Here is a 21,962-nt window from a genome sequence, read left to right as displayed (position 1 = left end):
CTAGCGTCGACGCCATGCAGGTCACCCTGGACAACCCCGCCTCCGCACCCCAGCCCCTGAGCCCCTACTACTCCCAGGTCGCCCGCGTCGAACACACCGACGGGAGCGCCCTGTTGTTCCTCTCCGGCCAGATCGCGGAGGGTGCCACCCTCGCCGAACAGAGCCGAGGCGTCTTCGAGACCATCGCCGCTCTCCTCAAGGCACACGGCGCGACTCTCGCCGGCGTCATCAACATCCGCACCTACCTGACCGACATCACCGGGCTCGACGAATACGGCACCGTACGAAGGGAGTTCCTCACCGGCACCCCGCCCACCAGCATGACCTTCGAGGTACCGCGCCTGTTCCGGCCGGAGGCGTTGATCGAGGTCGAAGTCGTCGCCGCCGTCCCCGCGACAGGGTGATCCCCTCCGGGTGATACTGCCGCCCATGACGGCAGCGAAGACAGTGGAGACAGCGAAGGCAGCCAACCTCGGCGTCCTGTTCGCCATCGAGCTCGGCGCCCTCGTGGCCGTCGGCTACTGGGGATTCACCCGGGACATTGCCACGCCGCTGACCTGGCTGCTCGGCCTCGGAGGGCCGCTCCTGCTCGCCGTGTTGTGGGGGCTGTGCGGTTCGCCCAAGGCCAAGTACAAGGTGCGGGGCGCCGGCCGGGTCGGGTTCGAGGTGGTGTGGTTCGGGGCCGGGGTTGCCGCGCTGGTCCTCGCCGGGGTCTACGACTGGGCCCTCGTCTTCGCCCTCGTGTGCGTGGTGAGCAAGACGCTCGCCGTCATCTGGCGGCAGTAGGGCGGGAGTTGGCCGGAGTCGACGGAGTGCCTCAGTCCTCGCCCAGCAGCGCCAGGAAGTCCCTGAACGCTCCCGGCATATCCACCGACTCCGGGTCCAGCAACCACTGGTACTGCAACCCGTCCATCACCGCGACCAGCAGCGGAGCCGCCCGCTCAGGCGTCAGACCGTTCGGCAAGTGGTCGCCGTACTCGGTGCGCAGGACCCCCGCCATGCTCGCCCGCACCCGGACGTACCGCTCGGAGAAATAGCCCCGCGCCGGATGCCCCTCCGTGACGCTCTCGCCGAGGAGTGCGGAGAAGGTCTGGATGATCCCGGGGCGCATCGCGTTGTACTCGACCAGTGAGGCGAGCAGGTCGACGCGCCACTGGCTGTCCGGTACGGCGTCCCACTGGTCCCGTTCCTCAAGGACAGCGACGAGCAGGGCGTCCTTCGTGGGGAAGTAGTGCAGCAGGCCCTGCTGGGTCAGACCGACCCGTTCCGCCACCGCCGCCAGGCTCGCGCCCCGGTAGCCGCGCTCGGCGATCACCTCCAGCGCCGCCCGCACGATCTCGGCGCGTCGCTCCTCGCGCCGGGTCCTGGAGTTCGTGGCGTTCATGGCGTCACCGTACGACACCCGGCGACAGTTCACATAACAGCAAGGTGACGAAACCTACCGCTCTACAGGGAACCGATGCACGATGGAGGCGCAGGGCACCACAGGACGGACTCAACGAGGAGGCACCGCGATGGCGGGAACCCGTGAAGCGGTCGTCGAGGCGGCTCTCGGCAAGCTCGACCTGGATGCCAAGGCGCGGCTGCTCGCCGGTCAGGACATGTGGTCGCTGCCCGCCCTCCCGGAGATCGGTCTGAAGTCCCTCGTCATGTCCGACGGCCCGATCGGCGTCCGGGGTGTGCGCTGGACCGCCGACGATCCGTCCGTCGCGCTGCCGTCACCCACCGCCCTCGCCGCCACCTGGGACACCGAACTGGCCCACCGCGCGGGCACGTTGCTCGCCCAGGAGGCCCGCCGCAAGGGTGTCCACGTCCTGCTCGCCCCGACCGTCAACCTCCACCGTTCCCCGCTCGGCGGACGGCACTTCGAGGCGTACAGCGAGGACCCGTACCTCACCGGGCGGATCGGCGTCGGGTATGTGACGGGCGTACAGGGAGGCGGAGTCGGCACCACCGTCAAGCACTTCGTCGCCAACGACGCCGAGACCGACCGCTTCACCGTCGACAACCTCATCTCCCAACGCGCCCTGCGCGAGCTGTACTTGGCTCCCTTCGAGATGATTGTCGAGAACGCCCACCCCTGGGGCATCATGACCGCCTACAACACGGTCAACGGCACCACGATGACCGAGCACCGGTACCTGGTGAACGAGATCCTGCGCGGCGAATGGGGCTTCGACGGCTTCAACGTCTCCGACTGGACCGCCGCCCGCTCCACCGTCGGCGCCATCGAGGGCGGCCTCGACGTCGCCATGCCCGGCCCGAAGACCGTCTACGGCGAGGCCCTCGCCCAGGCCGTGCGCGACGGCGAGGTCGAGGAGGCCACCGTCGACGCCGCCGTACGGAACGTGCTGCGGCTCGCCGCCCGCGTCGGCATCCTGGACGGCGCCGAGCCCGTCGTCGAGGAAGCCCAACTCCCGTCCCCCGTCGACGGCGAGGCCCTCGCCCGAGAGATCGCCCGCCGCTCCTTCGTCCTCGTGCGGAACGAGAACGACGCCCTCCCGCTGAAGCCCGACAACACCGTCGCGCTCCTCGGCGCCGCCGCCCGCGACGCCCGCGTCCTCGGCGGCGGTTCCGCCATCGTCTTCCCGCCCCGCGTCGTCTCCCCGCTCGACGGCCTCACCGCCGCCCTCCCCGAAGGCACCCTGACCTACGCAGTCGGCGCCGACCCGAACACCGAACTCGCAGCCGCAGACAAGGGGTTCGAGCTGCGCGCGGTCTGCCGGGACACCGCGGGTGTCGTCATCGGCACCGCCTCCGCGCCCAGCGGGCAGCTCCGGTGGATGGGCGCCGACCTTCCCGAGGGCGTCACCCACGACACCCTCCACACCGTCGAACTCACCGGCACCTTCACCCCGCGCGACACCGGCCGGCACACCTTCGGCATCAAGGGACTCGGCGCCTTCACCCTCACCGTCGACGGCACGACGTACTACGACGACGTCCAACGCCCGGTCAAGGACGACCCGTTCATCTCCTTCTTCGGAGCCCCCGAACCCCGCGCCCGCGTCGCACTCACCGCCGGCGCACCCGTCGAGGTGTCCCTGACCCATGTCGTCGCCCTGCCCAAGAACCTTCCCCTCAAGGCCATCGGCTTCACGCTCGTCCACCAGGAACCGCAGCGCGACCCCGACGAACTCATCGCCGAGGCCGTCGAGTTGGCCCGAGCCGCCGACACCGCCGTCGTCGTGGTCGCCACCACCGAGCGCGTCGAGTCGGAGGGCTACGACCGGACGAACCTCCAACTCCCAGGCCGCCAGGACGACTTGGTGCACGCCGTCGCCGCCGCCAACCCGAACACCGTCGTGATCGTCAACTCCGGCTCCCCGGTCGAACTGCCCTGGCGCGACGAGGTCGCCGCCGTGCTGCTCAGCTGGTTCCCCGGCCAGGAGGGCGGCGCCGCCCTCGCAGACGTCCTCACCGGCACCCACGAGCCCGGCGGCCGGCTCCCCACCACCTGGGGCTCCCTGACCGACGCCCCCGTCACCCAGGTCGTCCCCGAGAACGGCGAACTCCCGTACACCGAGGGCGTCTTCATCGGCTACCGCGCCTGGGAGAAAGAGGGCCGCAGCCCGTCGTACGCCTTCGGGCACGGCCTCGGTTACACCGACTGGAGCTACGACTCGATCGAGGCCGAGGTCGAGGGCGGCGGCTCGTCCGTCACCGTGCGTGTCACCAACTCCGGTGCCCGGCACGGCCGTGAGGTCGTCCAGGTCTATCTCGCCCCCACCGACACCAACACCAACACCAACACCGATGCCGACCCGGAGCGTCCCGCCCGCTGGCTGGCCGGATTCGCCGGGGTCGAGGCCGGGCCCGGCGAGAGCGTCGACGTGGTCGTCGAACTTCCGCGCCGATCTTTCGAGATCTGGGATGAGACGGCGAACGCGTGGGCATTTGTAAAGGGTTCGTACGAGATCCAGGCCGGGCGCTCGATCACCGACCGCAGGGTCGCGACGACGATTAACGTCTGATCCGGGACACCGTCCCCCTCAGACAGCCCCGGTCCGGGACCTGACCCCTGGACCGGGGCTCATTCATGCCCGGACCGGCATGGCACGGCATGGTCGGTCAGCGGGCCGAGAATCCGTACACCGTCTCCGAGCGGTACGTCTCGCCCGGGTTCAGCTCCGTGCTCGGGAACTCGGGGCGGTTCGGAGAGTCCGGGAAGTGCTGGGTCTCCAGGGCGATTCCGGCGCCCGGGACGTACGGGTCGGCCAGGTGGTCACCGGTGTAGAGCTGGATGCCCGGCTCGGTCGTCGCCACCGTCAACACCCGCCCGGACGCCGGGTCGTACAGCTCCGCGATCTCGACCGGGGCCGGGGTGAGGCCCTTGTCGAGCACGAAGTTGTGGTCGTAGCCGGTGCCGACCTTCCGCGCCTGGCGGAAGTCGAAGTGCGTGCCCGCCACGTCGTCGAGCGCGCCGGTCGGGATCAGGTCCGCGTCGACCGGCGTGAACCGCGAGGCGGCGAGCCGGAGTTCATGACCGCCCGCGCTGCCGGAGCCGCTCAGGTCGAAGTAGCTGTGGTTCGTGAGGTTCACGATGGTCTGCGCGTCCGTCATCGCCTCGTAGGCGAACCGCAGCGCGCCCGACTCGTCCAGCGTGTACGTCGCCGTGACGGCGAGGCGCCCGGGGAAGCCCTCCTCGCCGTGCGCGCTGACCCGGCTGAGCCGCAGCCCGTGCTCGATGGGCTCGACGTCCCACACCCGCTTGTCGAAGCCGCGCTCGCCGCCGTGCAGGGAGTTGGGCGCGTTGTTCTGCGCCAGCGAATAGGTGACGCCCTCCAGTGGGAAGCGGCCGCCCGCGATCCGGTTCGCGTACCGCCCGACCAGAGCGCCGAGATACGGCTCCGGGTGCGTGAGATAGCCGTCCAGATCAGCGAACCCGAGCACCACGTCCGCCGCGTGGCCCTCCCGGTCCGGCACCTCCACCGACTGCACGATCCCGCCGTACGACAGCACCCGCACCCGCACGCCCGCGCGCTCCAGGGTCCAGCGGTGTACCGGGGTGCCGTCGGGAAGGGTGCCGAAAAGTTCGCTCATGAGGGAAACCCTAGGTCACGGGTTCGCGTGCGGTGATCCTCTGGTACGCGATCGCCGCGAGCTGCGCCTGGCCGTTCGTGCTCGGGTGGAACCAGTCCCAGTGACTCAACTGGTCCGTGCCGAAGCGGTAGTCGTAGACCGCGCCCCCGTCGAAACGGCACCGCTCGTCCGTCGCGCACACCTGCTCAAGGACCTTGTTGTACGCCTCCACCCGGTCCAGCACCGTGTCGCGCCGCTCGGTCGCCGCCGAGTCCAGGGCGTCCGCGTCGGCCAGCATCGAGGGGCAGATGCCCAGCTTCCAGATCTGCTTGCCCAGCGCGTTCGTCCGCCCCTGCGACCAGAGCCGCTTGAGATTCGGCACGCTCGCGACGTAGACCTGCGTCTTCGGCAGCGCCCGGCGCAGCGTCTTCAGGGAGGCCTCGAAGTCGGTGCGGAAGTCGGCGACGGAGGTCATGGCCGAGGTCGAGGCCCGGCAGGCGTCGTTCGCCCCCACCATCACCGTGAGCAACTGCGGCTTGCGGGCTGCCGCCTGACCGATCTGCGCGGGCAGGTCGGCCATCCGCGCGCCGGTCTCCGCGTAGTTCCAGCTGCGCTCGGCCGCGCCCGTCTTCCCCAGCAGCCGTACGGCGAGACTGTCGACCGAGGCCGAGGTACCCGTCGCCCAGGACACCTCCGGGCAGTCCGACAGGACCGAACAGGCGTCGAAGCCGCGGGTGATGGAGTCGCCGACCGCCGCGACCGAGGACGGACTGCGGTCCCACGCCGGGGTGGGGGAGGGCTTCGCCTCGGCCGCCGTACCGCTCTTGCTGTGCGCGCCGGCGGAGTCACCCCCGCCGGAGTCGCAGCCGGCGGCTCCCAGGACGGCCGCCGCCACGACGGCGAGCACGGCCTGAGAACGGTCGCGTCGGTTTCGCATGTGCTGGTCCAGCCCCTTGGTGTCGTGTCGCGGTCCCCCCCATAACAACGCGCGAGGGTTCCCGCACGCGTGCGATGCAACGGCACACCCCCGTACAAGCGTCCCCATGGGTGAATGGCGGCGTTTCCTGGCACCGGGAGGGACGGTACGTCACACTCCTCGCGCCGCCGCACGGTAGCCTCGCCCTCAACGTGGCTGCCCTGCCGCCGCCGTTCGCCAGTCTGCAAGATGCCCCGCTCTGTCCGGAGGTCCCGGTGACGACACGTGGAGTTCTGTACGTGCACTCCGCGCCGCGCGCGCTGTGCCCGCACGTCGAGTGGGCCGTCGCCGGGGTGCTCGGCACACGCGTCAGCCTCGACTGGATCCGACAGCCCGCAGCGCCCGGAACATGGCGCTCCGAATTCTCCTGGCAGGCGGAGGTGGGCACGGCGTCCAAGCTGGCGTCGGCGCTCCGCGGCTGGCACCTCCTCCGCTTCGAGGTCACCGCCGAGCCCTGCCCCACCGCCGAGGGCGAGCGCTACAGCTGCACCCCCGACCTGGGCATCTTCCACGCCGTCACCGGCATCCACGGCGACATCCTGATCCCGGAGGACCGCCTCCGCGCGGCTCTGACGAGATCTCAGCAGGGCGAAACGGACCTGGAGGCGGAGATCGCCAAGCTCCTGGGCAAGCCCTGGGACGACGAGTTGGAGCCGTTCAGGTACGCGGGCGAGGGCGCTCCGGTGCGCTGGCTCCACCAGGTGGTGTGATGTTTTTAGGGGCGCGGGGCTGTATCTGTATGCGGCTCCGCCGCGTGGGCGCGACCAGCCCCCACCGGCCGGTAGACGAAAAACGACGAGTGGCCCGCCCCCCCAACTCAGGGAGCGGGCCACACACCGTTCAGCGAACGTCTCAGACCGTCCGGAACGCCAGCACCACGTTGTGCCCACCGAACCCGAACGAGTCGTTCAGAGCGGCGATACGGCCCTCAACAGGAAGCTTGCGGGCCTCGCCGCGAACGACGTCCGCGTTGGCCTCCGCCTCCGGGTCGAGGTTCTCGACGTTGATGGTCGGCGGAGCGATGCGGTTGTAGAGCGCGAGGACCGTCGCGACCGACTCGACGCCGCCCGCGCCACCCAGCAGGTGACCGGTCATCGACTTGGTCGCGGAGACCGCCATGTGGTCCGCGTCGTCGCCGAACACCTTGCGCAGCGCCTTCAGTTCGGCCACGTCACCGGCCGGCGTCGAGGTCGCGTGCGCGTTCACGTGCACGATCTCCGCCGCGTCCAGGTCGGTGTTGTCCATCAGGTTCCGCAGGGCCTGCGAGATGCCACGCCCCTCCGGCTCCGGCTGCACGATGTCGTGGCCGTCGGCGGAGATGCCCTGGCCGACCGCCTCCGCGTACACCCGGGCACCGCGCTGCGCGGCGTGCTCGGCGGACTCCAGGACCAGCACACCGGCGCCCTCGCCGAGGACGAAACCGTCGCGTCCGGTGTCGTAGGGACGCGAGGCGCCCTGCGGGTCGTCGTTGTTCTTGGACATCGCCATCATGTTGCCGAACGCGGCGATGGGCAGCGGGTGGATCGCCGCCTCCGTGCCACCGGCGACCACGACGTCGGCGCGGCCGGTGCGGATCATCTCGATGGCGTAGCCGATGGCCTCGGCGCCGGAGGCGCACGCGGAGACCGGCGTGTGCACGCCCGCGCGGGCGCCCACGAGCAGACCCACGTTGGCGGACGGGCCGTTCGGCATCAGCATGGGGACGGTGTGCGGGGAGACGCGGCGGACGCCCTTCTCCTTCAGCACGTCGTACTGGTCGAGCAGGGTCGTCACACCGCCGATGCCGGAGGCGATGACGGTACCGAGACGGTCGGGGTCGACCGCCGGGTCCTCACCGGCCTTGTCGGTGAAACCGGCGTCCGCCCAGGCCTCCTTGGCCGCGATCAGCGCGAACTGCGCCGAGCGGTCCAGACGGCGGGCCTGCGGACGGGGGATGACTTCGGAGGGGTCCACAGCGGCCGGCGCGGCGATACGGACCGCCTGCTCGGCGGCCCACTCCTGCTCCAGGGGCTTCACACCGGACTTGCCGGCGATCATGCCTTCCCAGGTCGAGGCTGCGTCGCCACCCAGCGGTGTGGTTGCGCCGATACCGGTGACGACCACGGTGCGATTGGTCGGGCTCACGGGAATTCTTTCTCCAACGGTACGAGGATTAAGCGGCGCCACCGCCGGGTGGCGGGGCCATGCAGCCGGGCCTATGAGACGGCTCGGGCCTGGTGGTCCGGGCCTAAGAGGTGGCTCAGGCCTGGTGCTTGAGGATGTAGTCGGTCGCGTCGCCGACCGTCTTGAGGTTCTTGACGTCCTCGTCGGGGATCTTGACGTCGAAGCGCTCTTCGGCGGCGACGACGACCTCGACCATGGACAGCGAGTCGACGTCCAGGTCGTCGGTGAAGGACTTGTCCAGCTGGACGTCCTCAACCGGGATGCCGGCGATCTCGTTCACGATGTCGGCGAGACCGGCGACGATCTCTTCCTGAGTGGCGGCCATGTCAGGCGCTCCTTCTTTGTGATCCAGAGGGTGTGGCGTTCCCGCCGCGGCAGCGACGGGTGAGTTCTGCCGTGCCGGATCCGATGATGATCCGGCACGGAGTGCCTAGGGGAGGGTAACGACCGTCGCGGCGTACACGAGACCCGCCCCGAAGCCGATGACGAGCGCGGTGTCGCCGCTCTTGGCCTCGCCGGTCGCCAGAAGCCGCTCCATAGCGAGCGGAATCGAGGCGGCCGAGGTGTTGCCGGTGGTGCGTACGTCACGCGCGACCGTGACGTGCTCCGGCAGTTTCAGCGTCTTCACCATCGAGTCGATGATCCGCTCGTTGGCCTGGTGGGGAATGAAGACATCCAGGTCGTCCGGGGTGATCCCGGCCGCGTCCAGCGCCTGCTGGGCGACCTTCGCCATCTCGAACACGGCCCAGCGGAACACCGCCTGGCCCTCCTGCGTGATCGCAGGGAACTTGCCCGTGCTGTCGTACTCGGTCCACGGCACGGTCTGCTTGATGGTGTCGGACTTGTCGCCCTCCGAGCCCCACACGGTCGGGCCGATGTGCGGCTCCTTGGCGGGGCCGACCACGACCGCGCCCGCGCCGTCACCGAACAGGAAGGCCGTCGCGCGGTCCTCCAGGTCGGTCAGGTCGGACAGCCGCTCCACACCGATGACGAGCACGTACTCGGCGCTGCCCTCGACGACCATGCCCTTGGCGAGGGTCAGGCCGTAGCCGAAGCCCGCGCAGCCCGCCGAGATGTCGAACGCGGCGGCCTTGTTCGTGCCGAGCTTGTCGGCGATCTCCGTCGCCACGGCCGGCGTCTGCTTGAAGTGGGAGACCGTGGCGACGATCACGCCGCCGATCTGCTCGGCGGTGATCCCCGCGTCCGCGATCGCCTTGCCGGACGCCTCGATGGACATCGCGGCGACGGTCTCCTCGTCGTTCGCCCAGTGCCGGGTCTCGATGCCGGAGCGCGAGCGGATCCACTCGTCGGACGAGTCGATCGTCTCCAGGATCACCTCGTTCGGGACGACACGGACCGGACGGTAGCCGCCCACACCGAGGATGCGCGCGTACGGTGCGCCCTTGCTCGGCTTGATCTTCGACATGTTCGTACGGCTCCTTCTTCAGGCGTTGGCGCCCGCTGCGTCAGCAGCAGAACCGGCCGCAGTGGCGATGAGCTCGCGGGCCGCGTCGAGGTCGTCGGGGGTCTTCAGGGCCAGGGTCTTCACGCCCGGCAGGGCGCGCTTGGCGAGGCCGGTCAGGGTGCCGCCGGGGCACACCTCCAGGAGGGCGGTGACGCCGAGCTCCTTGAAGGTCTCCATGCACAGGTCCCAGCGGACCGGGTTGGCGACCTGGCCGACCAGCCGCTCCAGCACCTCGGCACCGGAGGCGACCGTCCGGCCGTCCTTGTTCGAGACGTACGTGATCTTCGGGTCCGCGGGCGACAGCTCCAGCGCGGCCTTGGCCAGCGTGTCGACCGCCGGGGCCATGTGCCGCGTGTGGAACGCGCCGGCCACCTTCAGGGCCACGACCCGCCGCACACCCTCGGGCTTGTCGGCCTCCAGGGCGGCGAGCTGCTCCATCGTGCCGGCGGCCACGATCTGGCCCGCGCCGTTCACGTTCGCCGGGGTCAGGCCCAGCTTCTCCAGGTGCGCGACCGTCGTGTCCGGGTCGCCGCCGAGCAGCGCCGACATCCCGGTCGCGGTGATCGCGGCGGCCTCGGCCATCGCCAGACCACGCTTGCGTACGAGGGTCAGGGCGGCCGTGTCGTCCAGGACACCCGCGAGGACGGCGGCGGTGATCTCACCGACGCTGTGACCGGCGACAGCACCCGGCGTCACGTCACCGAGAGCGGCCGCGGAGACCAGTCCGGCGGCGACGAGCAGCGGCTGGGCGACGGCGGTGTCACGGATCTCGTCCGCGTCGGCGTCCGTGCCGTAGTGCACCAGGTCGAGGTCGACGGCGGCCGAGAGGGCACGCAGACGGTCCTCGACACCGGGGAGGTCGAGCCAGGGAGTCAGGAAGCCGGGCGTCTGGGCGCCCTGGCCGGGAGCGACGAGTACGAGCACACTCACACTCTCTCTTGGGAACGGGCACGGCCGCCCGTGGGGACAGGGACGAAGAACGGGAGGGGGTTTTGTGGGGCCCCGACAAAAGGCTAGTTCTGGGGATCTCCATCGGCCAGACGTCCCAGGATCAGCGCGATCCGCAGCGTGAACGCCGACCGTACATCCGATGGCGACCAGCCGGTGACGTCAGTCACACGTCGAAGCCGGTAGCGCACGGTGTTGGGATGGACGAACAGCATCCGCGCGGCGCCTTCGAGGCTGCTCGCCTGCTCCAGATAGACACTGAGTGTCTCCAGGAGCGCGGACCCGGCCTCCTCCAGCGGTCTGTAGATCTCCTCCACCAACTGGTCCCGGGCGCCGGGGTCACCGGCCATCGCGCGTTCCGGAAGCAGGTCGTCCGCCAGTACCGGGCGCGGGGCGTCCTGCCAGGCGGAGCACGCCTTGAGCCCGGCGGCGGCGGCCTGCGCGGAGCGGGTGGCGGCGAGCAGATCGGGCACGATGGGCCCGGCCACGACGGGGCCGGCCGCATAAGGCCCGATCAGCGACTTGGCGACGGCGAGCGGATTGTCACTGCCACCGGCGATGACGACGAGCCGGTCCCCGAGCACCCCGGTGAGCACCTGGAGCTTGGCGTGCCGGGCGGCCCGCCGAATCGCCTCCACGGTCAGTTCGCTGTCACCGTCGGGCGCGGTGCCCAGCACCACACACACATGCTCGGGCGAGCTCCACCCGAGCGCGGCGGCCCTGCTGACCGCCCCCTCGTCGGCCTCACCGCTCAGCACGGCGTTCACGACGAGCGACTCCAGCCGGGCGTCCCACGCGCCCCGCGCCTCGGCGGCCTGCGCGTACACCTGGGCGGTCGCGAAGGCGATCTCCCGGGCGTAGACGAGGAGCGCCTCGCGCAGCACGGACTCGTCACCGGGAGCGGCCACCTCGTCGATGGCGGACTCCATGACCTCGATGGTCGTCCGCACCATCTCGACGGTCTGCCGGAGAGTGATGGCGCGGGTCAGCTCACGGGGAGCCGTCCCGAACACATCGGTGGAGATGGCCTGCGGCGCGTCAGGATGCCGGAACCACTCGGTGAACGCGGCGATACCGGCCTGCGCGACCAGCCCGATCCAGGAACGGTTCTCCGGTGGCATCGCCCGGTACCACGGCAGCGTCTCGTCCATGCGCGCGATGGCCTGGGCGGCGAGACTCCCGGAGGACTGCTCCAGCCGCTTCAGGGTCGCCGGGTGCGAGTGGGCACGGGGCACGGGGCCTGCGGGTCTGCTGGTTTCGGGTTCGGGCACGGAACAAGACTGCCTTATCCGGACGGCAGTATGCGGTGCCGGGTCTCGACCGAGGTCTACCGTGGTCTCCGTGATGGACGTACGGCGCTCCGCCGAGCGCTACCCAGGGGGTGACCCGCAGGCCGGGATCCAGTCCTGGCATGCCTTCTCCTTCGGGCCACACTACGAACCCGACAACCTCCGGTTCGGCGCGATCATCGCCTGCAACGAGGAGCGGCTCGCTCCCGGCGCCGGGTTCGACGAACACCCGCACAGCCACACGGAGATCATCACCTGGGTCGTGGAGGGGGAGTTGAGCCACCGCGACTCCACCGGCCACCTCACCCGCGTCCGCCCCGGCGACGTCCAGCGGCTCAGTTCGGCGGCCGGGGTCCGGCATGTCGAGCGCAACGACACCGACAGCCCCCTGACCTTCGTGCAGATGTGGCTGGCCCCCCTGGAACCCGGCGGCGAACCGTCGTACGGGATCGTGCACGGCATCGCCGACTCCACGCCGTACGCGGTGCCGGAGGCCGGCGCGATGCTGCACGTGCGCCGTCTCACGCCCGGCGAGCGCACGGCCGTACCGGACGCGGTGCATGTGTACGTCCATGTGGTGCGCGGTGAAGTGAGCCTGGGCGGCGAGAAGTTGGGGCCGGGGGATGCCGCGCGGATCACGGACGCGCGGGAGCTGGTGGTGGAGGCGGCGACCGGGGCCGAGCTGTTGATGTGGGAGATGCTCTAGCGCTCGGAGAGTCGGCGCTCGGAGAGTTCGGCGAGCACCGCGTCCGTGAACGGCGGCCACGCCTCGACCGCCCACTGCCCGAACGCCCGGTCCGTCAGCGCCACGCACCCCACCCCCGCGACCGGGTCGATCCACAGGAACGTACCGGACTGCCCGAAGTGACCGAACGTGCGCGCCGAGGACGAACTGCCCGTCCAGTGCGGGGACTTGGAGTCGCGGATCTCGAAGCCGAGGCCCCAGTCGTTGGGGTTCTGGTGGCCGTAACCCGGCAGGACGCCCTTGGTGCCGGGGTACTGGACCGTCATCGCCTCGGCGACCGTGCGGGGGTCGAGGAGGCGCGGGGCCTGGAGTTCGGCGGCGAAGCGGAGAAGGTCCTCGACCGTCGAGACCCCGTCCTTCGCCGGGGAGTTGGTGCCCTCCAGCGTCGTCGACGTCATGCCCAGGGGGTCGAGGACCGCCTGCCGCAGATACTCCGCGAACGGGATCTCCGTGGCCTTCGCGAGGTGGTCGCCGAGCTGCTCGAAGCCCGCGTTCGAGTACAGACGGCGCTGTCCGGGCGAGGCCGTCACGCGGTGTTCGTCGAAGGCCAACCCCGAGGTGTGGGCGAGGAGATGGCGGACCGTGGAGCCGGGCGGGCCCGCCGGTTCGTCCAGCTCGATCGCGCCCTCCTCGTACGCGACGAGGGCTGCGTACGCCGCGAGCGGCTTGGTGACCGAGGCCAGCGGGAAGCGGTGGTCGACCGGGCCGTGGGTCCCGAGGACGGTCCCGTCGGCTCGTACGACACCCGCCGCGGCGGTCGGTACCGGCCAGTTCTCGATCAGCGCGAGGCTCTGCAAGGACATGCCGCCGAGCCTAAGTGGTTCAGAGCATCAGCCCCATCATGGGGTCCGGCTTGCGGGTGAAGCCGAGGGCGGCGTAGAGCGGCTCGGCGTCGGGGGAGGCGGTGAGGAGGACCTGGCCGGCGCCGCGCTCGCGGAACCACTGGAGCAGCTCCTCCATGCACGAGCGCGCGTACCCCCGGCGCCGCGCGTCCGGGTCGGTGGCCACGCTGAAGACGAACCCGGCCTTCCCGTGCGGGTTCTCCGCCTTCCCGATCCGGTAGTCGACCGTCCCGACCACCAGCGCCGCCAGCGCCCCCGGCCGCTCGGGGTGGTCGACGACGAAGGCCCCGAAGTCCTCGTCCGTGGCGAGCCGCTCCCGCAGCGTCGGCAGGGACACCGCGTGCCAGTCCGTGGCGGGGTCCGTACCCGGCATCGAGTCGATCATCACCTGGCGCAGTCGCAGCAGTTCGGCGGCATCGTCGGGGGCTGCCCGTCGTACGAGACTCATGCCTGGCACGCTATCCACCGCACCCCCGACACGTCCCGCCGATTTCTTACCGGTTCCGCTTGCTTCGAGTGCACTCCAAGGCCATAGCGTGGACGTCATGACGGTGATGGAGACCACGGGTACCAGTACCGACAGCTGCGCGGGCCCGCCGCAGGCCGAGCGGCGTCCGGACGGCGAGGACAGCTACACGATCAGCGAGGTCGTCGCCTTCACCGGCCTGACGGCACACACCCTGCGCTGGTACGAGCGCATCGGCCTGATGCCGCACATCGACCGCTCGCACACCGGCCAGCGCCGCTACAGCAACGGCGACCTCGACTGGCTCGACCTCGTCGGCAAGCTCCGCCTGACCGGGATGCCGGTCGCCGACATGGTCCGCTACGCCGAGCTGATGCGCGAGGGCGAGCACACCTACGGCGACCGCTTCGAACTCCTGGAGGCGACCCGCCGGGACGTCATCACCAGGATCGCCGAACTGCAGGACACCCTGGCCGTCCTCGACCGGAAGATCAACTTCTACGCCAAGGCCGGCCGCGCCTACGAAGAGGAGAAGGCAGGATGACCGACACCACCATCCCGACCGCACGGCTCGGCGCGGACGGCCCCGAGGTCGGCGTCCAGGGCCTCGGCTGCATGGGCATGAGCTTCGCCTACGGCCCCTCGGACGCGAAGCAGTCGCAGGCCGCGCTGGACCGCGCGTTCGAACTGGGTGTGACCTTGTACGACACGGCGGACGTGTACGGCGTGGGCGAGAACGAGCGGTTCCTGTCGCCGTTCTTCAAGGCCCACCGTGACCAGGTCGTCGTCGCCACCAAGTTCGCCATGTCGGTCCCGCCGGGCGAGCCCACCCGGCGCGTCATCCGCAACGACCGCCCGTACATCCGCCAGGCGGTGGAGGCGAGCCTGCAACGCCTCGACATCGACGTCATCGACCTCTACTACATGCACCGCCGTGACCCGGCCGTCCCCATCGAGGACACCGTCGGCGCGATGGCGGAGCTGGTGGCCGAGGGCAAGGTGAAGCACCTCGGGCTGAGCGAGGTCACGGGCGCGGAACTGCGGGCCGCCCACGCCGTGCACCCGATCGCCGCAGTGCAGTCGGAGTGGTCGCTGTTCAGCCGTGACGTCGAGATCAGCCTGGTCGGCGTCGCCGCCGAGCTGGGCGTGGCGGTCGTACCGTACTCACCGCTGGGCCGAGGCTTTCTCACCGGGTCCTTCGCCAACGCCGAACAGGACCTGACGGAGGGCGACTTCCGCCGCAATCAGCCACGCTTCACCGGCGAGAACGCGGCGGCCAACGGCGCGCTCCTGGAGCCAGTGCGGACGGTTGCCAAGGCCCACGACGTGTCCCTCGGCCAGATCGCCCTGGCCTGGGTCCAACAGCGCGCCCAAGTCCACGGCCTGCCGGTGATCCCGATCCCGGGCACGACCAAGGCCGGTCGGGTGGAGGAGAACACAGCGTCGACAGCGATTGTCCTGACGGACGAGGAGCTGACCTTGCTGGAGCCGATCGCCGGCAAGGTGGCAGGCGACCGCTACGCGGACATGACCTTCGCCTCTTCCAGCAGGGAGTAGCTGAGTAGCGCCCTTGGCTGGTCGCGCCCCATAGGGGCGCGGGGAACTGCGCGACCAGCCCCCACCGGCCCGCACCCAAAAAACAACAAACCGCCCCCGCTACAACTCCGCCAACAACTCGGCCTTCTTCACGGCGAATTCCTCATCAGTCACCAGCCCCGACTGATGCAGCTCCCCGAGGTGACGAATCCGCTCAGCGATATCCGCAGGGTCGCGACGCGCGGCCGGCACCACAACGCTAGGCCGCGCGGAGCGAACCGCGGCCAGCACAGCCGCCGCAAACGGCAACGACTCATGCACAGGCCCATACCCCAGCCCGAACACCACAGCCGCCGGATCCTGATCAACAGGCAACAGCGGCGCGGCCCCCCGCAACAGCCGTAGATGCCCCTCGAAAACCTCGGGCGACCGCCACTCGACCCCGTTCAGGTCGGCGACCGCGAAACTCTGGTCGCCGGCCTTCCACTTCGCGGACGACGCCCCCGTCCAGAACCACCGGAACGACACGGTCTTCCCGTCGAAGGACGCCTTCCCGTCGTACGCCTTGAATCGCAGCGGCACCTCGGGCGCGGCCACGAGAAACCGCTCGGCAGGCCCGTCGTCCGGTTTCAGCCGCGCACGCAACTCGTCGGCGTAGTACTCGGCGAGGGTCTCGCGCTCGGCCGGCAGGACGAGGCGATAGGGGTCACAGGACTCCTTCAGCTGGCCCGCGGCCGCCTCCATCAGCGGGTCGGCACCGGGCCGGGGTTCCGCGTGGAGCACGACCGTGCCGCGCCGGCCGGGGGCGAGCGTCACCGTCTCGATCGCCTCGAAGGGGATCCGGCGTTCGCCGAGCGCCTGGAATAGCTTGGGTGTTCGAATGCCACGTTCGTAGCGGATGAGCACAGAGTCGGACTCGAACTCCCAGGCGGCATGAAATCCGGCCAGTACGTCACCCATGCGGCTCATCGTAGGCGGCACATGCTCCTCCGTCCCATCCCCGCGCAGACCGCACTTCCTGCTGTTTCTACGCGCGTCCGGCCGCCTGGGCGCCGGACAAACCCTCTCGGCAGGTGTCACCTTCGTGCGCGCACGTCACCGAGCGGTACGCGCCAACCCCTATGTCGGCGAAGTTGGTGAGACTGTCGGTGCCCGGCGCGAAGTAACCGGTGTGGCCCTCGGCGTCCTTCGCGGACAGCACCCGCGCGCCGAACGCGTTCGACACCGGGTCCTCGCCGTGCCCGAGGCCGCCGACCTCCATGTACGGCACGTCCTGGATCCAGTCGTTGGCGTCCCGCATCGCCCACACCCGGGCGAGCGTGTGCAGGTGGGAGGCCTTCGAGGTCCGCATCCCGGGGCTGCCGGCCACCGCGATGTCGGTCACCCGGGTCGGCAGCTCGTGCGCGGCGACCCCGCACACCACGGAGCCGTAGCTGTGGCAGAACAGGGCGACCTGCGAAGTCCCGGGCAGCGCCCGCACCAGCGCGTTCAGCCGTACGGCGCCGGCCTCGGCGCGTCCCGCGGTGGCCGAGTCGATGCCGAGGCCGCCGGGGGAGGTGTAGTCGGCCCAGGCGATGACCGCCGTACGCGTGCCGGTCGTGTCCGTCGCGGACTTCGCCGTGTTCTCGGCCGCGTACAGGTTCTGCGCCATGCCGACCGGTGCCGAGTACTCCTTGTACGTCTTCTGGAAGGTGAGCAGGTCGGTGTCGACGCCGGGGACGATGACCGAGACGCGCTGCGCGGTGTCCAGGTCGCCGAAGACCTCGGCGATCCGGCCCGAACCCTCGGGGTCGAAGGCCAGGATGTGGCGGCCCTCGGTCATCAGTGCCTCGAAGCGGTGCATGAGGCGGCCCGCGTCCTGCTGGCCCAGCGGCGTCAGCCGGTTGTCGTGCATACGCTTCTTCTCGACCTTGCGTTCCTGGTCGAGGGCGACGCGGTTGGCGCGGTAGCGCAGCGAGACCGGGGCGCCGTTCATGTTGCCGACCGCGAGCGGGAAGCGGTGCGCGAGACGCGTCCGCTGCTGCGCGGTGAGCGAGGCGAAGAAGCGGGCCAGCCGGGTCGGGGACGCGTCCGGGTCGGGCAGCGCGTGCCCGTCGATCCGGCCGTGCTCCCACGCGGAGAGGGATGCCTGGAGCGCCGTTTTCCCGGGGTGGCTGCGGACCGCGGTCCAGCCGGTGGTCGCCAGCATCACGAACACCACGGCCAGCGCGAGCAGTGCGCGCCAGGCGTTCAGCGTGGGGGAGGAGTCGAAGGAAGTCACTGGGAGGACACACTAGGAGAACGAGAGGGTCTCGCGTTAACCGAGTGACGGGGATCACGTTTCAGCGGTACGTGACGAGAAACTCAGTGCGACCGACTCGTGCGCCAGTTCCCGGCGAGGGCCGGTCCCACCCCGTCGAGGTAGTCGGCGGTCAGCTCCCGCATCGCCTCGACGCTGAGGTCGTCGCCCGCGATCCACATCCGCTCCACCACCCGCATCACCCCGCCGAACACGGCCACCACCAGCCGCGGCCGGGGGTCCGTGTCCACGCCCAGCCCCTCACGGTCGGCGACGATCTGCGCCAGCTCCTCCTCCAGCTCCTGCGAGCGCCGCAGATGCGCGGCGAGCAGCGCGGGCGTCGACTCGATCACCCGGTAGGTGCGCATGTGCAGGTCAAGCGGTACGACCTGCTGGATCGCCTCGTTGATGGTGTCCCAGCTCTCCAGCACGGCCCGGCGCAGCGCCTCCAGCGGGGCCTCGTGCGGCGGGCGGGCGCGGACTGCCGTCACGAAGTGCGTCTCCGTGAGCCGGGGCACGAAGAACGCGGCCTCCTCCTTGCTCGCGAAGTAGCGGAAGAAGGTGCGCTGTGAGACGTCGACGGCCTCGGCGATCTCGTCGACCGTGGTCCGCTCGTAGCCCTTGGCCGTGAACAGCTCCAGGGCGGCGCGCAGCAGCGCGTCCCGCGTACGGGCCTTCTTGCGCTCGCGCAACGTCTCCATGGGGCTCCGCTCCTAACGGTGTTCGGTCACCGACCGCACGGTGTCAGTCACCGGCAAGTGAATCTGTTTGTCAACTGTCAGCGGCTGTCACTAGCCTCGCCGTATGACTAGTCAGACCACCATCAGCGCGACGGGGCCGGGGGACAAGGCACCCGCCGCCCCGTCCGACCCGACGCCGTCCACGGGGCTGCGCGGCCACCCGTGGTTCACCCTCATAACCGTCGCCGTCGGCGTCATGATGGTGGCCCTCGACGGCACCATCGTCGCCATCGCCAACCCGGCCATCCAGAAGGACCTCGGCGCCAGCTTCGCCGACGTCCAGTGGATCACCAACGGCTACTTCCTCGCCCTCGCGGTCTCCCTCATCACCGCCGGCAAGCTCGGTGACCGCTTCGGCCACCGCCAGACCTTCCTGATCGGCGTGAGCGGCTTCGCCCTCGCGTCCGGCGCCATCGGCCTCTCGCACAGCATCGCGTTCGTCGTCACGTTCCGGGTGCTCCAGGGACTGTTCGGCGCACTGTTGATGCCGGCCGCGCTCGGCCTGCTGCGGGCCACCTTCCCGGCCGAGAAGCTCAACATGGCCATCGGCCTGTGGGGCATGGTCATCGGCGCCTCCACCGCGGGCGGCCCGATCCTCGGCGGCGTGCTCGTCGAACACGTGAACTGGCAGTCGGTGTTCTTCATCAACGTGCCGGTCGGCGCCATCGCGCTGGTCCTCGGCCTGCTGATCCTGCGCGACCACCGCGCCGAGAACGCGCCGCGCTCCTTCGACATCCTCGGCATCGTGCTGCTCTCCGGCGCGATGTTCTGCCTCGTCTGGGCCCTCATCAAGGCGCCCACCTGGGGCTGGGGCTCCGGCACGACCTGGGCGTTCCTCGCCGTGTCGGTAGTGGGCTTCGCCCTGTTCGCGTTCTGGGAGCAGCGGGTGAAGGAACCCCTCATCCCCCTGGGCCTGTTCCGCTCGGTCCCGCTGTCCGCGGGTGTGGTCCTGATGGTCCTGATGGCGATCGCCTTCATGGGCGGCCTGTTCTTCGTGACGTTCTATCTGCAGAACGTGCACGGTATGAGCCCCATCGACGCCGGTCTCCACCTCCTCCCGCTCACCGGGATGATGATCGTCGGCTCCCCGATCGCCGGCCTGGCGATCACCAAGCTCGGCCCGCGCATCCCGCTGGCCGGCGGCATGGCGGCCACCGCGATCGCCATGTACGGCATGTCCACGCTCGACGCGGGCACCGGCAGCGCCGTCATGTCGATCTGGTTCGCCCTGCTGGGCCTCGGCCTCGCCCCGGTGATGGTCGGCGCGACCGAGGTCATCGTGGGCAACGCGCCGATGGAGCTCTCCGGCGTGGCCGGCGGTCTCCAGCAGGCCGCGATGCAGATCGGCGGCAGCCTCGGTACGGCCGTCCTCGGCGCGGTGATGGCCTCCCGCGTCGACAGCGACCTGGCCGGCAACTGGGCGGACGCGGGCCTGCCCAAGCTCACCCGGCCCCAGCTGGACGCGGCCGCGGAAGCGGTCCAGGTCGGCGTCGCCCCTGTTGCCCCCGGCACCCCGGAGGCGATCGCCGCGAAGATCACGACGGTCGCCCACGACACGTTCATCTCCGGCATGAGCCTCGCCTGCCTCGTCGCCGCCGGCGTCGCGGTGGTCGCGGTGTTCGTCGCGCTGCTGACCAAGCGCGGCGAGAACGCGGAGGCGGGCGCGGGCGCGGCGCACATCTGACCTTGATTCAGGGCGATTTCGCCTATCAGGGTGACTCCGCTAAAGATTCCTGGCATCCGGTACGCGCCGCAGGTCACAGTGGGTCAAGTCCTCCGCAGGGCAGGGAGGACGGAGTGGTCTGCGGCGCGCTGCCGGAGGGGGGCAGCGCGCAAGCAGGCTTTTTTTGTCCGTACGGGGGTATCCGGTCGTCGTAGGGAACTGGCCGAACTGGCACGGACGCCCAGAGAGTTGACGATGACGGGCTTCGGCAACGGAACGCGCAGGAACCCTCGCTCGCGTGGCCGGATGGGGTCAGGGAGCGGGCCGGACCGCGCGACGCTCGGCATCGTCGGAGTGGTCTGCGCGATCGCGGGCTTCTTCACCCTGGGAATCGTCCTCGGCCCGATCGCGGTGCTGTGCGGCTGGCTGGCCATGGGCCGCAGATGGACGGGCTCCCGCCGGGCGATGGCCCTGGTGGCCCTGGTCCTGGGCGCGATCGACACGGTGGCGGCGGTGATGTGGACGTTCTTCTGAACAGGGCTGGGCGGACGTTCTTCTGAACGGAGGCCGAGTGGACGTTCTTCTGGGCTGGGGCGAGGTGGAGCTTCTTCTGAGCCGAGGCCGGGCGGCCGTTGCTCGGGCTGAGGTTGAGCGGCCGTTGCTCTGAGCCGAGGCCGGGCGGACGTTGCTCTGAGCCAAAACTGAGCGGGCCTTCTCCTGAGCCGAGGCCGAGTGGATGTTCCTCAGAGCCGAGGCCGGGCGGCCGTTGCTCGGGCTGAGGTTGAGCGGATGTTCCTCTGAGCCGAGGCTGAGCAGCCGTTCCTCTGAGCCGCGCCTGAATGGACGTCCTTCTGAACCGCGGCTAACGGGACAGCTCGTCCCCGACCGGTAGCGGAACACCCGCCGCCGACGCCCCGGACAAGGCCGCCGCCTCCGTCCCGGACAGGACTGCCTCCTCCGCCCCGGAGGGGACCGATTCCGGTGCCCCGGACAGGGCCGCAATCTCTGCCCCGGAGCCGGACGGCTCTTCCGCCCCGGGGACGACTGCCTCCTCCGGCGCCCCCGTCAGCGCCGCCACCTCCGCCCGCAGTGCCCGTACCTCCGCCGTCAGCGCCTCGATGGCCTGTGTCTGGCGTCGTTCCTCCACGTCGTCCTTCTCGAACCGGGCGATGAACCAGGTGGCGATGTTCGCGGTGACGACACCGAGGAGCGCGATGCCGGACAGCATCAGCCCGACGGCGATCATCCGGCCCAGCCCGGTGGTCGGTGCGTGGTCGCCGTAGCCCACGGTCGTCATCGTGGTGAAGGACCACCACACGGCGTCACCCAGCGTCCGGATGTTCCCGTGGGGCGAGTCCCGTTCCACGGACAGCACCGCGAGCGAACCGAACATCAGCAGCCCGATCACCGCGCCCGCGACATACGTCGTGAGCTGGATCTGCGAGGCCATCCGCGCCCGCCGCCCGACCAGTATCAGCGTCGACACCATGCGCAACAGCCGTAACGGCTGCAGTATCGGCACCACCACCGCGCACAGGTCCATCCAGTGCGTCCGCACGAACCGCCGACGGTCCCGGGACATCGCCAGCCGCATCAGATAGTCGGCGGCGAACGCTCCCCACACCACCCACTCGACCACCGTGCACACCGTCGTCAGACGGTGCCCGGCGGTCGAGTCCACGATCGGCACGGCATAGGCCACGGCAAACCCCACCGCGAGCGCCAGCAGGGGCCGCTGGGTGCGTTGCTCCCAACGAGCTTGTGCCGATGGTTCGTTCATGCCCCGCATGTTAGGGCGACGCGCGCCCCTGGTGGGCAGGCCCGAAGGG

23 protein-coding genes are annotated in these 21,962 nt (G+C 70.3%); 9 read left to right on the top strand and 14 right to left on the bottom strand.

Annotated elements, in window-relative coordinates; translation table 11 throughout:
* Positions 1-14 precede the first annotated feature (14 nt).
* Positions 15-404 (top strand): RidA family protein, encoded by a 390-nt coding sequence (locus ACFWP5_RS35540; protein WP_384166267.1) that lies wholly within the window; start codon positions 15-17, stop codon positions 402-404.
* Between the two features lie 25 nt (positions 405-429).
* Complete coding sequence (locus tag ACFWP5_RS35535; protein ID WP_384166265.1) at positions 430-786, top strand: YrdB family protein; 357 nt, start codon at positions 430-432, stop codon at positions 784-786.
* Between the two features lie 31 nt (positions 787-817).
* Here the strand turns inward: ACFWP5_RS35535 and ACFWP5_RS35530 are convergent, their stop codons facing one another.
* Positions 818-1,402: a TetR/AcrR family transcriptional regulator gene (locus ACFWP5_RS35530; RefSeq protein WP_384166262.1), complete on the bottom strand. Its 585-nt coding sequence runs from the start codon at positions 1,400-1,402 to the stop codon at positions 818-820.
* Between the two features lie 112 nt (positions 1,403-1,514).
* Between ACFWP5_RS35530 and ACFWP5_RS35525 the strand changes: the two genes are divergently transcribed.
* Positions 1,515-3,974, top strand: coding sequence for a glycoside hydrolase family 3 protein (locus ACFWP5_RS35525; protein WP_384166259.1), 2,460 nt, complete (start codon positions 1,515-1,517; stop codon positions 3,972-3,974).
* 97 nt (positions 3,975-4,071) lie between these two features.
* Here ACFWP5_RS35525 and ACFWP5_RS35520 read toward each other — a convergent pair whose 3' ends face one another.
* Together ACFWP5_RS35520 and ACFWP5_RS35515 are read right to left on the bottom strand one after the other, a co-directional pair.
* A complete protein-coding gene (locus ACFWP5_RS35520) occupies positions 4,072-5,043 on the bottom strand; it encodes an aldose epimerase family protein (RefSeq protein WP_384166256.1) in 972 nt (323 codons plus the stop codon).
* 10 nt (positions 5,044-5,053) lie between these two features.
* Complete coding sequence (locus ACFWP5_RS35515) at positions 5,054-5,959, bottom strand: SGNH/GDSL hydrolase family protein (RefSeq protein WP_384166253.1); 906 nt, start codon at positions 5,957-5,959, stop codon at positions 5,054-5,056.
* A 254-nt stretch (positions 5,960-6,213) separates the two neighbouring features.
* On the opposite strand from ACFWP5_RS35515, the gene ACFWP5_RS35510 reads away from it, so the two are divergent.
* Positions 6,214-6,708 (top strand): DUF3145 domain-containing protein, encoded by a 495-nt coding sequence (locus tag ACFWP5_RS35510; RefSeq protein WP_352183372.1) that lies wholly within the window; start codon positions 6,214-6,216, stop codon positions 6,706-6,708.
* Positions 6,709-6,850: 142 nt separating this feature from the next.
* On the opposite strand, the gene ACFWP5_RS35505 is transcribed toward ACFWP5_RS35510, so the two are convergent.
* From ACFWP5_RS35505 to fasR, 5 genes are all read right to left on the bottom strand, one after another.
* Complete coding sequence (locus tag ACFWP5_RS35505) at positions 6,851-8,122, bottom strand: beta-ketoacyl-[acyl-carrier-protein] synthase family protein (RefSeq protein WP_384166250.1); 1,272 nt, start codon at positions 8,120-8,122, stop codon at positions 6,851-6,853.
* A 115-nt stretch (positions 8,123-8,237) separates the two neighbouring features.
* Positions 8,238-8,486 carry an acyl carrier protein gene (locus tag ACFWP5_RS35500; RefSeq protein WP_015660680.1) on the bottom strand — a complete coding sequence of 83 codons (249 nt, stop codon included), beginning with the start codon at positions 8,484-8,486 and terminating at the stop codon, positions 8,238-8,240.
* A 105-nt stretch (positions 8,487-8,591) separates the two neighbouring features.
* On the bottom strand, positions 8,592-9,587 hold the full coding sequence (locus tag ACFWP5_RS35495; RefSeq protein ID WP_384166248.1) for a ketoacyl-ACP synthase III: 996 nt from the start codon (positions 9,585-9,587) through the stop codon (positions 8,592-8,594).
* Between the two features lie 18 nt (positions 9,588-9,605).
* Positions 9,606-10,550 (bottom strand): ACP S-malonyltransferase, encoded by a 945-nt coding sequence (locus tag ACFWP5_RS35490; RefSeq protein ID WP_384166313.1) that lies wholly within the window; start codon positions 10,548-10,550, stop codon positions 9,606-9,608.
* Between the two features lie 89 nt (positions 10,551-10,639).
* Positions 10,640-11,845 carry a fatty acid biosynthesis transcriptional regulator FasR gene (fasR, locus tag ACFWP5_RS35485; RefSeq protein ID WP_384166245.1) on the bottom strand — a complete coding sequence of 402 codons (1,206 nt, stop codon included), beginning with the start codon at positions 11,843-11,845 and terminating at the stop codon, positions 10,640-10,642.
* 73 nt (positions 11,846-11,918) lie between these two features.
* Here fasR and ACFWP5_RS35480 point away from each other — a divergent pair, with 73 nt between their 5' ends.
* Positions 11,919-12,569, top strand: a complete 651-nt coding sequence (locus ACFWP5_RS35480; RefSeq protein WP_384166310.1) for a pirin family protein — start codon at positions 11,919-11,921, stop codon at positions 12,567-12,569.
* Here ACFWP5_RS35480 and ACFWP5_RS35475 read toward each other — a convergent pair.
* Together ACFWP5_RS35475 and ACFWP5_RS35470 are read right to left on the bottom strand one after the other, a co-directional pair.
* Positions 12,566-13,411, bottom strand: coding sequence for a serine hydrolase domain-containing protein (locus tag ACFWP5_RS35475; RefSeq protein ID WP_384166242.1), 846 nt, complete (start codon positions 13,409-13,411; stop codon positions 12,566-12,568). The genes ACFWP5_RS35480 and ACFWP5_RS35475 overlap by 4 nt on opposite strands.
* A gap of 19 nt (positions 13,412-13,430) precedes the next feature.
* Positions 13,431-13,898, bottom strand: a complete 468-nt coding sequence (locus ACFWP5_RS35470; protein ID WP_384166239.1) for a GNAT family N-acetyltransferase — start codon at positions 13,896-13,898, stop codon at positions 13,431-13,433.
* A 97-nt stretch (positions 13,899-13,995) separates the two neighbouring features.
* On the opposite strand from ACFWP5_RS35470, the gene ACFWP5_RS35465 reads away from it, so the two are divergent.
* Positions 13,996-14,460: a MerR family transcriptional regulator gene (locus tag ACFWP5_RS35465; RefSeq protein ID WP_384166236.1), complete on the top strand. Its 465-nt coding sequence runs from the start codon at positions 13,996-13,998 to the stop codon at positions 14,458-14,460.
* Positions 14,457-15,473, top strand: a complete 1,017-nt coding sequence (locus ACFWP5_RS35460) for an aldo/keto reductase (protein WP_384166233.1) — start codon at positions 14,457-14,459, stop codon at positions 15,471-15,473. The genes ACFWP5_RS35465 and ACFWP5_RS35460 overlap by 4 nt, the downstream gene beginning before the upstream one ends.
* Positions 15,474-15,572: 99 nt before the next feature.
* Here the strand turns inward: ACFWP5_RS35460 and ACFWP5_RS35455 are convergent, their stop codons facing one another.
* The 3 genes from ACFWP5_RS35455 to ACFWP5_RS35445 all read right to left on the bottom strand — a co-directional run bounded on the left by ACFWP5_RS35455 (position 15,573) and on the right by ACFWP5_RS35445 (position 18,431).
* Positions 15,573-16,421, bottom strand: a complete 849-nt coding sequence (locus ACFWP5_RS35455) for a DUF4429 domain-containing protein (RefSeq protein ID WP_384166230.1) — start codon at positions 16,419-16,421, stop codon at positions 15,573-15,575.
* Positions 16,422-16,479: 58 nt separating this feature from the next.
* Complete coding sequence (locus ACFWP5_RS35450) at positions 16,480-17,712, bottom strand: alpha/beta hydrolase (RefSeq protein ID WP_384166227.1); 1,233 nt, start codon at positions 17,710-17,712, stop codon at positions 16,480-16,482.
* Positions 17,713-17,795: 83 nt separating this feature from the next.
* Positions 17,796-18,431, bottom strand: a complete 636-nt coding sequence (locus ACFWP5_RS35445; RefSeq protein ID WP_384166224.1) for a TetR family transcriptional regulator — start codon at positions 18,429-18,431, stop codon at positions 17,796-17,798.
* 103 nt (positions 18,432-18,534) lie between these two features.
* Here ACFWP5_RS35445 and ACFWP5_RS35440 point away from each other — a divergent pair, with 103 nt between their 5' ends.
* Positions 18,535-20,154, top strand: coding sequence for an MFS transporter (locus tag ACFWP5_RS35440; RefSeq protein ID WP_384166221.1), 1,620 nt, complete (start codon positions 18,535-18,537; stop codon positions 20,152-20,154).
* Between the two features lie 234 nt (positions 20,155-20,388).
* The gene (locus ACFWP5_RS35435) at positions 20,389-20,667 is read left to right on the top strand and encodes a small hydrophobic protein (RefSeq protein WP_384166219.1); all 279 of its coding nucleotides are present in this window, start codon (positions 20,389-20,391) and stop codon (positions 20,665-20,667) included.
* A 328-nt stretch (positions 20,668-20,995) separates the two neighbouring features.
* Here the strand turns inward: ACFWP5_RS35435 and ACFWP5_RS35430 are convergent, their stop codons facing one another.
* Positions 20,996-21,913, bottom strand: coding sequence for a potassium channel family protein (locus tag ACFWP5_RS35430; protein ID WP_384166216.1), 918 nt, complete (start codon positions 21,911-21,913; stop codon positions 20,996-20,998).
* Between the last annotated feature and the right edge of the window lie 49 nt (positions 21,914-21,962).

This window comes from Streptomyces sp. NPDC058469, from assembly GCF_042721125.1.
GTDB lineage: Bacteria > Actinomycetota > Actinomycetes > Streptomycetales > Streptomycetaceae > Streptomyces.
The sequence above is the reverse complement of the archived record's forward strand: the minus strand, read 5'-3'. Positions and strand labels throughout refer to the sequence as shown.

Bases quoted from the DNA above. Each gene is read 5' to 3' on its own strand.
- ACFWP5_RS35460 (WP_384166233.1), top strand. From the start codon at position 14,457: ATGACCGACACCACCATCCCGACCGCACGGCTCGGCGCGGACGGCCCC.
- ACFWP5_RS35445 (WP_384166224.1), bottom strand. From the start codon at position 18,431: ATGGAGACGTTGCGCGAGCGCAAGAAGGCCCGTACGCGGGACGCGCTG.
- ACFWP5_RS35440 (WP_384166221.1), top strand. From the start codon at position 18,535: ATGACTAGTCAGACCACCATCAGCGCGACGGGGCCGGGGGACAAGGCA.
- ACFWP5_RS35435 (WP_384166219.1), top strand. From the start codon at position 20,389: ATGACGGGCTTCGGCAACGGAACGCGCAGGAACCCTCGCTCGCGTGGC.
- ACFWP5_RS35465 (WP_384166236.1), top strand. From the start codon at position 13,996: ATGACGGTGATGGAGACCACGGGTACCAGTACCGACAGCTGCGCGGGC.
- ACFWP5_RS35520 (WP_384166256.1), bottom strand. From the start codon at position 5,043: ATGAGCGAACTTTTCGGCACCCTTCCCGACGGCACCCCGGTACACCGC.
- ACFWP5_RS35475 (WP_384166242.1), bottom strand. From the start codon at position 13,411: ATGTCCTTGCAGAGCCTCGCGCTGATCGAGAACTGGCCGGTACCGACC.
- ACFWP5_RS35470 (WP_384166239.1), bottom strand. From the start codon at position 13,898: ATGAGTCTCGTACGACGGGCAGCCCCCGACGATGCCGCCGAACTGCTG.
- ACFWP5_RS35515 (WP_384166253.1), bottom strand. From the start codon at position 5,959: ATGCGAAACCGACGCGACCGTTCTCAGGCCGTGCTCGCCGTCGTGGCG.
- ACFWP5_RS35535 (WP_384166265.1), top strand. From the start codon at position 430: ATGACGGCAGCGAAGACAGTGGAGACAGCGAAGGCAGCCAACCTCGGC.
- ACFWP5_RS35430 (WP_384166216.1), bottom strand. From the start codon at position 21,913: ATGAACGAACCATCGGCACAAGCTCGTTGGGAGCAACGCACCCAGCGG.
- ACFWP5_RS35455 (WP_384166230.1), bottom strand. From the start codon at position 16,421: ATGAGCCGCATGGGTGACGTACTGGCCGGATTTCATGCCGCCTGGGAG.
- ACFWP5_RS35525 (WP_384166259.1), top strand. From the start codon at position 1,515: ATGGCGGGAACCCGTGAAGCGGTCGTCGAGGCGGCTCTCGGCAAGCTC.
- ACFWP5_RS35540 (WP_384166267.1), top strand. From the start codon at position 15: ATGCAGGTCACCCTGGACAACCCCGCCTCCGCACCCCAGCCCCTGAGC.
- ACFWP5_RS35480 (WP_384166310.1), top strand. From the start codon at position 11,919: ATGGACGTACGGCGCTCCGCCGAGCGCTACCCAGGGGGTGACCCGCAG.
- ACFWP5_RS35500 (WP_015660680.1), bottom strand. From the start codon at position 8,486: ATGGCCGCCACTCAGGAAGAGATCGTCGCCGGTCTCGCCGACATCGTG.
- ACFWP5_RS35495 (WP_384166248.1), bottom strand. From the start codon at position 9,587: ATGTCGAAGATCAAGCCGAGCAAGGGCGCACCGTACGCGCGCATCCTC.